Annotated in this window: 11 protein-coding genes; 6 read left to right on the forward strand and 5 right to left on the reverse strand. The window is 42.9% G+C overall.

What is annotated here, in order from left to right; translation table 11 throughout:
• The first annotated feature begins 70 nt into the window (after nucleotides 1–70).
• The 3 genes from aroC to ABIC84_RS04680 all read left to right on the forward strand — a co-directional run bounded on the left by aroC (nucleotide 71) and on the right by ABIC84_RS04680 (nucleotide 3,186).
• On the forward strand, nucleotides 71–1,165 hold the full coding sequence (gene aroC / locus ABIC84_RS04670) for a chorismate synthase (RefSeq protein ID WP_429262808.1): 1,095 nt from the start codon (nucleotides 71–73) through the stop codon (nucleotides 1,163–1,165).
• A gap of 152 nt (nucleotides 1,166–1,317) precedes the next feature.
• Nucleotides 1,318–2,550 (forward strand): MFS transporter, encoded by a 1,233-nt coding sequence (locus ABIC84_RS04675; protein ID WP_429262809.1) that lies wholly within the window; start codon nucleotides 1,318–1,320, stop codon nucleotides 2,548–2,550.
• 9 nt (nucleotides 2,551–2,559) lie between these two features.
• Nucleotides 2,560–3,186, forward strand: coding sequence for an HAD family hydrolase (locus ABIC84_RS04680; RefSeq protein WP_429262810.1), 627 nt, complete (start codon nucleotides 2,560–2,562; stop codon nucleotides 3,184–3,186).
• Here the strand turns inward: ABIC84_RS04680 and ABIC84_RS04685 are convergent.
• Nucleotides 3,173–3,688, reverse strand: coding sequence for a DinB family protein (locus ABIC84_RS04685; RefSeq protein WP_429262811.1), 516 nt, complete (start codon nucleotides 3,686–3,688; stop codon nucleotides 3,173–3,175). The genes ABIC84_RS04680 and ABIC84_RS04685 overlap by 14 nt on opposite strands.
• On the reverse strand, nucleotides 3,688–4,698 hold the full coding sequence (locus ABIC84_RS04690) for a glycosyl hydrolase (protein WP_429262812.1): 1,011 nt from the start codon (nucleotides 4,696–4,698) through the stop codon (nucleotides 3,688–3,690). The genes ABIC84_RS04685 and ABIC84_RS04690 overlap by 1 nt, the downstream gene beginning before the upstream one ends.
• Nucleotides 4,699–4,923: 225 nt before the next feature.
• On the opposite strand from ABIC84_RS04690, the gene ABIC84_RS04695 reads away from it, so the two are divergent.
• Nucleotides 4,924–6,366, forward strand: a complete 1,443-nt coding sequence (locus ABIC84_RS04695) for a L,D-transpeptidase family protein (RefSeq protein ID WP_426588242.1) — start codon at nucleotides 4,924–4,926, stop codon at nucleotides 6,364–6,366.
• A gap of 65 nt (nucleotides 6,367–6,431) precedes the next feature.
• On the opposite strand, the gene ABIC84_RS04700 is transcribed toward ABIC84_RS04695, so the two are convergent.
• The 3 genes from ABIC84_RS04700 to ABIC84_RS04710 all read right to left on the reverse strand — a co-directional run bounded on the left by ABIC84_RS04700 (nucleotide 6,432) and on the right by ABIC84_RS04710 (nucleotide 10,528).
• Nucleotides 6,432–7,196, reverse strand: a complete 765-nt coding sequence (locus tag ABIC84_RS04700) for a murein L,D-transpeptidase catalytic domain family protein (protein ID WP_429262813.1) — start codon at nucleotides 7,194–7,196, stop codon at nucleotides 6,432–6,434.
• Between the two features lie 250 nt (nucleotides 7,197–7,446).
• The gene (locus tag ABIC84_RS04705) at nucleotides 7,447–8,025 is read right to left on the reverse strand and encodes a nitroreductase family protein (protein ID WP_354483064.1); all 579 of its coding nucleotides are present in this window, start codon (nucleotides 8,023–8,025) and stop codon (nucleotides 7,447–7,449) included.
• A gap of 67 nt (nucleotides 8,026–8,092) precedes the next feature.
• Nucleotides 8,093–10,528, reverse strand: coding sequence for an alpha-ketoacid dehydrogenase subunit alpha/beta (locus tag ABIC84_RS04710; protein WP_429262814.1), 2,436 nt, complete (start codon nucleotides 10,526–10,528; stop codon nucleotides 8,093–8,095).
• Between the two features lie 136 nt (nucleotides 10,529–10,664).
• Between ABIC84_RS04710 and ABIC84_RS04715 the strand changes: the two genes are divergently transcribed.
• Nucleotides 10,665–11,063 (forward strand): DUF1573 domain-containing protein, encoded by a 399-nt coding sequence (locus ABIC84_RS04715; RefSeq protein WP_429262815.1) that lies wholly within the window; start codon nucleotides 10,665–10,667, stop codon nucleotides 11,061–11,063.
• Between the two features lie 134 nt (nucleotides 11,064–11,197).
• A complete protein-coding gene (locus ABIC84_RS04720) occupies nucleotides 11,198–12,430 on the forward strand; it encodes a pyridoxal phosphate-dependent aminotransferase (RefSeq protein ID WP_429262816.1) in 1,233 nt (410 codons plus the stop codon).
• The last annotated feature ends 11 nt before the right edge of the window (nucleotides 12,431–12,441 follow it).

The raw sequence follows: 12,441 nt of genomic DNA on the forward strand, positions 1-12,441 counted from the left end.
AAATAACCAATTAAAGATATTCAGATAGGATTTTCTCCTGTCTCCCATCTAACATTTCATATCTAAAACTATGGCAGGCAATTCATTCGGGCAAATATTCAGGATAACTACTTTTGGCGAATCACATGGCGAGGCCATCGGTGTAATTATTGACGGATGCCCGGCCGGCTTACAAGTTGATCTTGATTATATCCAGGGCGAACTGGATAAACGTAAGCCTGGCCAGTCAAAGATCACTACCCAGCGTAAGGAAAGCGACACGGTAAAAATCCTTTCGGGTGTATTTGAAGATAAAACTACGGGCACCCCTATTGCTATGCTGATCCCCAATGAAGACCAGCGTTCAAAAGATTACGGCCACAACGTGGATGTATATCGCCCGTCGCATGCCGATTATACCTATCAAACCAAATATGGCATTCGCGACCATCGCGGCGGCGGCCGTTCCTCTGCACGCGAAACTGCCGCCCGCGTTGCGGCAGGCGCTTTGGCCAAACTGCTGCTTAAAACACAGGGTATAGAAATTGTTGCCCATGTAAGCAGCGTAGGTAAGATCAACGCACCTAATGTATTTATAAACGATCCGATTGAGTTTATTGAGGAACGCGAAAAAAACATTGTGCGCTGCGCTGATCCGGCAACAGCCGAAGAGATGATCGAATTTATTGATAGTGTGCGTAAAGATGGCGATACCGTTGGCGGCAAGATCAGCTGCTATATAAAAAACTGCCCGGTAGGCCTTGGCGACCCTGTGTTTGATAAACTGCATGCCGATTTGGGCAAAGCGATGCTAAGCATCAATGCCGTTCATGGCTTTGAATTTGGTTCTGGCTTTGAAGGCAGCGAAATGCGAGGATCTGAGCATAACGATATCTTTGTAAAATCGCACCTGGGCGATATACAAACCATTACCAATTTCTCGGGCGGGATCCAGGGAGGCATTAGCAATGGTATGCCTATCGAATTTAAGGTAGCCTTTAAACCTGTAGCCACCATCATGAAAAACCAGGCCACAATTGATAGCGAAGGCAACGCTGCCGAAATATCAGGCAAAGGTCGTCACGACCCCTGCGTAGTTCCGCGCGCCGTATCTATTGTTGAAGCCATGGCAGCCCTTGTATTAGCCGATCATTGGCTCAGGAACAGAAACGCCCGTTTAAGCTAAAAGCGCTCAGTTAGCCTAAAGCAAAAAGCCGAAATCTTAAAGCGTTCCACTGAGAACATTTTGAGTTTTCGGCCTTTTATTTTCACCAAGCTTCTTTTGCTTTTGGCTTTCTGCTTTAAGCTTTCAGTCCAATAACCTACCTTTGTAAAGCCATGCTTATCTCAATTATCCAATTATACAAACAAGCCTATAGCGGACTATCAAAAAACAGCTGGTACCTGAGCATCGTAATGCTTATTAACCGTAGTGGCACCATGGTTGTACCTTTCATGACCATTTATACCATCAGGCAGCTGCATTTTACCATTGAGCAGTCGGGATATATTATGGCTATTTTTGGCGTGGGTGCTGTTTCCGGCGGCTTCATCGGTGGTAAGCTGATCAATAAAATAGGCTTTTATGACTTGCAGGTTGGGGCATTGCTTACCGGCGGATTACTATTTTTGATCCTTGGTTATCAAACCAATTTCATCAGCATGGCCATTTTCACCCTCGTGTTGAGCATTTGCAACGAATCATTCAGACCTGCCAATTCAACGGCTATAGCACATTACAGTACAGAAGAAAACAAAACGCGCTCCTACTCACTTAATCGGTTGGCTACAAACTTAGGCTGGGCTTTTGGCGGCGGCTTAGGGGGATTATTGGCATCTATAAATTATCATTTGCTTTTTTGGGTAGATGGTTGTACAAATATCGCGGCAGGTATATTATTGCTCACCTTGATGCCCCGTTCAAAAGTGGCAAAAACAATCAAAGAAGCAGTGGCCGGTTTTGATGAAGTGGTTTCATCGGCTTATAAAGATGGGCTTTACTTGGTGTTTATCTTATTGGCAACCCTGTTCGCAACTTGTTTTTTCCAGTTTTTTATTATGCAGCCTGTATTTTATAAAATACAATGGCATTTTAACGAGCGTTTTATCGGCTTTCTGCTGGCATTGAATGGTATACTCATCGTGCTTGTTGAGATGATACTAATTAACTGGCTCGAGGGTAAACGCCATGCTTTATCTTACATCATCTCCGGCATTTTAGTTACCGGTGCCGGCTTTGCATTACTTAACCTGATGCCGCATGTGCCTTTGGTAGCCATATTAATTGTATGCATGATAACAATGGGTGAAATGCTTTCCATGCCATTTATGAACACGTTTTGGATAAGCCGTTCAAATGTGCGTAACCGTGGTGAGTATGCCGCGTTATATAGCATGTCATGGGCCGGCGCGCAGATCATCGCTCCATTTTTGGGTAGCCAGGTTATCGCCTATGGAGGGTTTGAAATGCTTTGGTGGCTATTGGGTGGCGTTTGCCTGATTGTGGCCTGCGGATATTTGATCATGAAACGGTCAATATATACCACTAAACGAGTACCTGTTTTACCTTAATTTGCTATCATGAAAAAAGCCATCATATTAGATCTTGATAATACCATATACCCGGTAAGTTCCATTGCCGATCATTTGTTTAACGAACTGTTCAATTTTCTTGATCAGCATATAGCCGGCGAAGGTATTGATCATATCAACAAAGCAAAGGAGGATTTGAAGCGCATCCCATATCAAAAGGTGGCAGACAAGTACCAATTTAGCGAACTCGTTAAAAACAAAGGGCTCGAACTATTAAATAACATCGAGTACAACCGGCCAATGCAGCCTTTTGATGATTATAAACATATCCGCGAAGCAAAGGTTACCAAATTTTTGGTTACCACAGGTTTTACCAAACTGCAATGGAGCAAAGTTAAAATGCTGAACATTGAAGCAGATTTTGAAGCTATCCACATTGTTGACCCTGAACTTTCGCCCCTCACCAAGAAAGATATTTTTGCGTCGATATTAGAGAAATATGATTACAAACCCAAAGATGTACTTATTATTGGAGATGATCCGGAATCTGAAATAAAAGCTGCAAGCGAATTGGGTATCGATACTTTTCTATACGATCCCGAAAATAAACATCCAAACGCCCAGGTAACCTATCGCTCACAAAATCTTAAAGACGCGGCCGCTATTGTTGCTTAAGCACCTTTACCGTAACCAAAAGCTGCCCGAGATGGCGCATGGTATGCTCAGCCGAATGCGTGTACAAGCCGATAACTGTTGATGGTAATTGCGCCCGGCCTACTCCTCTCCACTCGGTTAATGTATTTGCATCGGTAGCTTTAAGTTGATCAATAGCACTATCTACCTGATTATTAAACGCCTTTATCAAATCAGCTACGCCGATGATATGTTCACCAGGTTTACCTTCGGCTGCAAGATAATTTAGTTGTGCCGCACTAAGCGCTTCACCTTTTGCATAGGTAAAAAGCCGGTTAAGTACCCCGGTGAGGTGTTGCAAATGAAAACCCGGCGAAGCCATGCCGGCAAGCTTTTCCCACAGCAGCTTTTCCGGAAAATCGATCATCAATTCATTAAGTTCTTCCCTTGCCTGTAACAGCGCGTGTGCAACGGAATGAAGCAGGGCCGGCACATCATCCAGCGGCCCACGAAGCCAAACTTCAGGTAATTTTTGAGTAGACATTAGTTTTTATTTAACATGGTTTTCACTTGTTCATGATTCAGCGTTTGAGGCAAACCATAAATGGTTCTTACGCGCTCATGTGTATTATCAGTCCAAAGCCAGCTCGTCCACACCATAAACCAGGCCCATTCGGGTTGGGCTGCCAGAATTTCGGGTTTTGGAAGTTCGCCGGTTTCTGTCAGCGCAATAACCTTGCCATTAGCGACCTTTAGCAAATCGTTATAATCCCGTTGTTCATAATCGAAATGATAGATATCAGCACCTAAAATGTCTACGTAATCGGCGCCCGGATAAAAGTCTTTATAGTCATACGCTTCATCTAATGGAAGGTCGCGCAAACCGTTTGGGCCCCATACCCAAATCAGATTATTTAAATGATGATAATTGGTATACCGATCGTACATCATTTTCCAGAGCTTGATGATACCGTCGTTCCCTTTTTTGTTTCCCCACCAAAACCATACGCCGTTCATTTCATGATAAGGCCGCCACAAAACAGGTACATGGGCATCCCTGAGCTGTTTCAGGTAACCAGCTACCACGTCAATTTGGGCAAGCCATTTTTTATTCAGATCGGTATTGGGTGTAACTAACTGTTTCCATTGGGCATCAGTTATTTTGCCCTGAATACTTTGCTTCCAATCATATGGCGGGTTATCCAAAGGGCGCCCCTGGTGCCACATGAGTGTTACCAGATAGCCATCCTGCCATTTTTGCTTAGCTTCGTTTACCAGGTCCTGCCCCAGATCTTTGTCTCCCCAAAGCATGAAATCAGAGCCCCAAACGGCAGGATATTGTCCTGTAATTGACTTGGCACTGTCTGAAAAAACGTCACGATCACTGTTATAATTTTGCTGCCCTGATAAGATATGCTTGCCTTTTATATTATAAAGGAAGCTAAGCAATTTATTTACCTCAAGCGATGCTTCTTTATTTACTGGTTTAAAACTTTGTGCTAATGCCATGAAAGGCAATGATATGATGAGAGCAAGCGGGAGTAGTTTTTTCATTTTAATTAAACAGGCTATTCGGCTTAAAGGCGATAACGGGCTTTGTTCAAAAATAAATAAAAAGCGCGGCCGTTTATGGTATGGCTATTGCTATTCATAAGCAATATTTAACTATCTTTCGTCTATATGATACCTATTCCCTTTAGGAAACACTTTATCCCGATTATACTTTCCGCGTGTTTGGTTTTACCTGCTGTATTACAAAGCTGCAAGAAAAAGCATGAAATGATTGCTGAAGATATGTTCAGGATCACACAAAATGAAATTTTTAAAAAGGCAGATACTGAAGGATACATCCCTGTTTTTAAAAGAGTATTCACAAAATACCGGTCCAAGACAGCTAATCCGCTGGTTATCGAATCATTTTTCAAAAAGAACGAATACCGGCCCCTTTTAGTTATAAACCACTTAAACAATGGTGATCTCGAAGCTTTAACAGAATATCTTGATAAAATCAATGAACACGGCCTCGATCCAACTGTGTATCCATCGGCAGAGATCAAAGCACTTGTAGCCAAACTCAAAGACAAAAAGGCTATAAAAACAATTGATGAAGCCTATGAAACTGTTGCCAAACTTGAGGTGTTAACAGCGGGCGCTTTGATAAAATACTCCAATGCGTTGCAATACGGAGTGATCAATCCTAAAAAGATCTACTCGAGGTATTTTATGGCCACCCGCCGGCCCGATAGCACAACGATGCTTGCGACTTTAAACCGGGCAGATTTTAAAACATTCCTTGACAGTATCCAACCCAAAAGCCCTCAATATTTAGCGTTGCAAAAAGCATACAGGGACAGTGCAACTATCGAAGGCCTTTCCCGCGAGGAGAGTAAACGCTACTTATTGGTTAGCCTGGAGCGGCTGCGTTGGAGAAATAAACCGTTTGAACCCAAATATGTGATTGTAAATATCCCCGATTTCAGGCTTGACGTTATGGAAGATGGCAAATCGGTTTTAAATATGAAAGTTTGTGTAGGCCAGGGACGAAACATGAAAAACCAGAACACACTTGAACATTTTGATGATACAGCGAGGGCCGATAAACCTTTTCCCCGGGAAACGCCGATACTGAACAGCCTCATCCATAGCGTTGAAGTAAACCCTATTTGGAATATTCCCCGTAGTATTGCCACAAAAGAAATCATTGTTGAGGCTGCCGAGGACCGTTACTATCTCTCCAACAAAAACATAGATGTTTTTAAGGACGGTAAAAGGATTGAAGACCCGGAAACCATCGACTGGTCGCAGGTTACGCCCGACAATCTGGAATACGAGTTTAAACAACGCCCCGGAGAAGACAACTCGCTGGGTAAAATAAAGTTTCTGTTTAAAAACCGCAGCAGCGTTTATCTGCACGATACACCTAATAAAGAAGCATTCAGACATGCTATGCGTGCAGTAAGTCACGGCTGTGTACGATTAGGTGATCCGCTTGGCCTGGCACAAAACCTGTTTGGAGAAGGCGCCGCCCTCGACACCATTTCGAAAGATATGGTTGAAGATAAACCGAACCCTACCAATATAGGCTTGCCAAAGAAAACGCCTATTTACATCACGTATGTAACCTGCTGGGCAGATGACAATGGCACCATCCAATACCGCCCGGATGTTTATGGCTTAGATATAGTGCTTTATGCACACCTGCAAAGCTTTATGGCCAAATAAAAAAGAGCCCGGCAAACTTTTGAGTAAGCCGGGCTTCATGATTTGGTTTATAGTTGGGTTGGATTTTAAAACTTTGTAAAATTGAATGAGGTATCAGCGCTCGCCATTAAGTTGAGCGGCCCCGTTTCATCCAGGTATTTTGAATAGTAAGACTCATCGTTTCCGTTAATAAATAAAACGGTTTTGCCGGCAATGGTATTGATAACTTTATTAACAACTTTTGGCGATACCGCGGGGCAGCCGAAGCTTCTGCCGATATATCCCTGCTCATTAATAGCAGCAGGCCCAACATAATTAGCGCCATGTACAACAATGCTGCGCATACGGGCATTGCCGTTAAAGCCTTCATCCATACCATCAAGATATAGTGAACGGCCATGTTTACCATTATAAACCTTATCAGTTACATAAAATCCGAGACTGCTTTCATGTGAATCGTTGGCATCCGAAAAATGATTTGCCATTTCCTGCCCGCTGCCTGATCCATGTGCGACCCATGTATTAAGCACCAGCTGTTTGTTTAACAAATTTATAATCCACATACGCTTTTCACGGCTTGATTTGGAGAAATCAACCACCGTGAGCACGTCACTGCTTTGAGGTACCTGGTGCGAAAGCTTCAGATTGTTATAGCCTGTTACAGCTTTTTCAAACACATTAAAAGCTAAACCAGCCTCTTTAAGGCGCGCTGCCTCATATAAATTATTAACGTATTGCTCAAATAGTTCTTTAGTTGTAAACGTTGCATTTTCTTTCCTTACGCTCACTGATCTGTTTGCACCATCCGATTTCCAGCTTAAAATTGTTGCTGAAAGAAAAAAAATCGACATAGTGACCCACAAAAAATGTTTCCTCATACGCTTTCCTGAGTTTAATTTAATTTTAATTAATTAGGGTATAGTAACAGGGTTTGGATAAAAGGTTAACCTGCTATTAACAGATTAATACAAAAATATACTTTAAAACTTGAAATCCAAATCAGCAACATGATATTTTTTACTAAAATGAAAATAAATTTAAAAATAAGCAATATTTTAAACTGTTATACGGAGCGAAAAAAGGAAAGGTTATAGATTAAATTTATTTAACCCATTTAATTTTATTTTCAAGCGGAATAGTGCGTTTACCTTCGGGATACTGGTCGGCATAACCAAGATATAATACGCCCATTACATTATCTTCATCCCGCAAATTCAAAAATTCTTTAAAAGCGGGTTTCAGGATAGCACCGCCGGTACTCCAGAAGGAGGCCATATTTAAGGCGGTTGCACCTAAAAGGATATTCTGAATAGCGCTCGACACAGCTGCAACTTCCTCGAACGGCGGTATTTTCGGCAGATCGCCGCGCTGCATTACCGTAATAATTACATGCGAAACTTTGCTGCCCAGGGTTTTCAGGTTATTGTATGCAGCCTCATTAAATTCTTCGGCAGATACGCTCTGTTTATAAACTTCGGCATGTTCGGCACAAAACTGATCGGGGTTTTCATAAACAATAAAGCGCCAGGGCTCGGTGAAACCATGGGTTGGCGCCCAGTCGGCAAGTTCCAGCAGGGCGGCGATATGACCGTTTGGTGCCTTATGACCATTCATCATGGCTGGTTTTACGGTACGACGGGTTTTGATATTCTCGGCAACAGTTAAAAAAGTATTGTCCATTTCAGATAAAAAACGGTTATTGAAATCAGATTATGAATCACTGATTCAACAACCTGCAGTTATGTTATTAATAAATAGCGGGATATTTTGAAGGACTGGCCTCATGCATCATAGCGTAAACGGTTTCAACAACATCATCAACAGATGGCTTGCTGAAGTAGTCACCGTCCGAACCATAAGGCGGCCTGTGTTCTTTTGCGGTAAGCGTTTTTGGCTGGGCATCAAGCGCATAATAGCCATTTTGGCCCTCCATTATCTTTTGCAGGATATAAGCTGAACCCGCTCCCGGTAAATCCTCATCAACAACAAGTAACTTGCTGGTTTTCTTTAATGAAATACCACAAATCCCCTCTGTATCAAATGGATATAAAGTTTGCGGATCGATAATTTCGATATTGATGCCCATTGCTGCAAGCTCTTCAGATGCTTCCTGTACGATGCGCAGCGTTGAACCGTACGATACCACAGTAATATCGCTGCCTTCGCGCAAAACCTCGGCTTTACCAAGCGGTACGGTGAATTCGCCGACATTGGCAGGCAGCTTTTCTTTAAGACGATAACCGTTCAGGCATTCTATTACCAGCGCAGGTTCGTCGCCCCTTAACAGCGTATTATACATACCTGCTGCCTGGGTCATGTTACGGGGCACACAAATATGAAAGCCGCGCATCGACCCTAAAATAACACTCATTGGCGAACCTGAATGCCAGATCCCTTCTAAACGATGGCCACGGGTACGAATAATCAGCGGAGCTTTTTGCCCGCCCATCGTACGGTAGCTTAAACTGGCTATATCATCACTGATAATGGTTATGGCATAGATCAGGTAATCAAGGTACTGGATCTCAGCAATCGGCCTTAAGCCGCGCATTGCAAGTCCCATACCCTGCCCTATAATACTTGTTTCGCGAATGCCGGTATCTGTAATGCGGATTTCGCCATATTTTGCCTGTAAACCGGCAAAGCCCTGGTTAACATCGCCTATCGCACCCAAATCTTCACCAAATGCAACAATACTTTTATCGCGTGCAAAATTGGCATCGAAAGCGGCGTTCAATACTTCTCTTCCGTCCAATAGCTTTGCATCATCGCTATAAATAGCAGGCACAATAGGCACATATAGAGGCGATTCAGGAGTTCCTGTAAACAGCTTTGAGTTGTAACGTTCCGTATTTTTTGCTTTCTCAACTTTTAACCATTCTGTTAAAAGCTGGCGTTCAACATTATTTTCGGTGGTAGTTAACCGTAATGTTTTGCGGATGGCTGAAAAGATTTCGCGACGCCCGGCATCAATACTGGAGCGCAAACCAGCGGATAATGCTGATATTGCTTCTTTTTTATCCGGCACTGTTTCGGCAAAGGCATCGATCAGGGCTGCAGCTTCTTCTATTTCGCTTTTTATTACGACAGCTAATTCATTAGCCGCCTCACGCTGACATTCGCGTACATACCTTTTCGCTTCGGCTTCAAGCTCTTCCAGTTCTATTTCGGTCGAGATAGCCGATGTGATCATCCATTCGCGCATTTTTTGCAAACAATCGTGCTCATCCTCCCAGGTAAGGCGTTCCCTGCTTTTATAGCGCTCATGTGAACCAGAAGTTGAGTGCCCCTGTGGTTGGGTCATTTCGGTAACATGAATCAGCACAGGCACATGTTCCTCACGGCAAATATTAATGGCACGCTCGTAAGTTTCACAAAGGGCAATATAATCCCAACCACGCACTTTAAAGATCTCGTAACCATTGCTTCCATTTTCGCGCTGAAAGCCTTTTAATATTTCAGAAATATCTTCTTTGGTAGTTTGCAGGTTTGCCGGCACCGAAATAGCATAAGCGTCATCCCAAATAGAGATGGCCATAGGCACCTGTAGTACCCCTCCCGCATTAAAAGTTTCAAAAAATGAACCTTCGGATGTGGCGCCGTTACCAACGCTGCCAAATGCAACTTCATTACCATTAACCGAAAATTGTTTCAGGTAATCCAGTTCTTTATTTTGGCGATATAGCTTTGACGCGTAAGCTAAACCTAATAAGCGGGGAATTTGTCCGGCGGTGGTTGAAATATCCGACGAACTGTTCATCGTTTCGGCCTGGTTAACCCAACTGCCATCAGTATTTACAAAACGTGTAGCGTAGTGGCAGTTCATTTGCCTGCCGCCAGAGGCCGGATCTTTTTCAATATCGGGGTTAGCATATAACTGGGCAAAAAACTCTTTCATATTGCTCATGCCCGTAGCAAACATAAAAGTTTGATCGCGGTAGTAGCCCGCGCGCCAGTCGCCGGCGCGGAAAGCCTTGGCCATTGCCAATTGCGCAACCTCTTTACCGTCGCCGAAAATACCGAACTTTGCCTTGCCCGTTAGCACTTCCCTGCGGCCTATTAAACTGGCCTGACGGCTCTCATAACCAATGCGGTAATCATCAATAACAATCTTCTTGAAATCATCAAAACTGAGCTCGGCAGTATTAAATTTACTGGTAGCGCGTGTTGTAGTTTCAGGCATATAAAATTTTGTTTAGACGGTAAAAGTATAAAATTCTATTCTGTATTAAGCAAACTAACAGATAAAACCCCGAGTTTGAGTAATAGTTTTGTAATTACATTAAACCTTTTATATTTGTAATAATCAAATATAACGTATGAAAAAGATATTAATGATTTGCGCGGTAATATTAGGCTTTGCCTTTACCGCATCAGCACAAGATAGCGGAAAAGCTGAGTTTAAATTTAACGAAGAAAAGCATGATTTTGGTAAAATACCACAAGGCACTCCTGTTACTACCGTGTTTGAGTTTACCAATATTGGTAAAGAGCCTCTTATTTTAACAGAAGTAAGACCAACCTGCGGCTGTACCATTGCCGACTATACAAAAACCCCTGTAAAAAGCGGCGATAAAGGCACCATCAAAATCACTTACAATGCTGCCGCTGCTGCTCCGTTTAATAAAACTATCGTAGTAAAATCAAACGCAGTAACGCCCGAAAAATATTTGAATATTGTTGGTGAAGTAGTAGCTAAATCCGCGGCAAGCAAATAATTGATTGCATGCTTGATATATCCCGTATATCAACCGGGGTATTTAAAAATATATTTAAAAGACCCGAAACCGGGTCTTTTTTCGTTTACAAAGGTTTTACAAAACAGTATTTTCATTTTTAGTAAATTTGCAGGATGCCAAAAATATCTGAAAAAGGGCAACGGATGCCCGCATCACCGATAAGAAAATTAACACCTTACGCTGATAAAGCTAAGCAGGATGGAAAAAAGGTGTATCATCTCAACATCGGCCAACCCGATATTGCTACGCCCGATGGCATGCTGAATGCCATTAAAAATATTGATTTTAAGGTTTGGGCCTATACCCCAAGCGAAGGCACATTAAGCTATCGCAAAAAGCTTACTGAATATTATAACAAACTGGAGTATAATATCACTCCCGAGGATATTATTGTTACAACAGGAGGCTCTGAAGCGATTACAATTGCCATGATGGCCTGCCTTGATTCGGGCGATGAAGTGATCATCCCTGAACCTTTTTATGCCAATTATAATGGATTTGCAAGTCAGGGCGATGTTGTGGTTAAGCCTATATTGTCATATATTGATAATGGTTTCGCGCTCCCTCCCATCAGCGAATTTGAAAAACTTATAACGGATAAAACCAGGGCCATCATCATATGCAATCCTAACAATCCTACCGGGTATTTATACTCAAAAGAAGAGATGGAAGCATTGAAGCAACTGGTTTTAAAGCATGACCTTTACCTTTTTTCGGACGAAGCTTACCGCGAGTTTTGCTATGATGGCCGTTCATTTATATCACCGGCGCACATGGATGGGCTTGAAGAAAACGTTGTAATACTGGATACAGTAAGCAAACGCTACAGCGCGTGCGGGGCCCGGTTAGGCTGCCTGATCACTAAAAATAAAGAGCTGCGTGCCACAGCTTTAAAATTTGCCCAGGCCCGTTTAAGCGCAGGCATGGTTGAACAAATTGCCGGCGAAGCTGCAGTTGATACTCCGGATAGCTATTTTGAAGCAGTAAATAAAGAATATACGAGCAGGCGTAACACACTTGTAAGTGCATTGAACAAAATGGATGGCGTTTACTGCCCTAATCCGGGTGGTGCCTTTTACGTGGTTGCCAAACTGCCCATTGATAATGCCGACAAGTTTTGCCAGTGGATGCTGGAAACCTTCAGTCTCAATAACGAAACAGTGATGATGGCTCCGGCAACCGGCTTTTACAGTACACCGGGAGCCGGATCAAATGAAGTACGCATGGCTTACGTTTTAAATAACGACGACCTTAAAAAAGCTATGGTTTGCCTGGATGAAGCATTGAAAGTTTATCCGGGCCGCGTGGTAGCTGAAAGCTTAAAGCAAAAGGCCGAAAGCGTTTGAATTTGCCCAGT

The sequence above is a fragment of the Mucilaginibacter sp. 3215 genome (genome assembly GCF_050433785.1).
Classification (GTDB): domain Bacteria; phylum Bacteroidota; class Bacteroidia; order Sphingobacteriales; family Sphingobacteriaceae; genus Mucilaginibacter.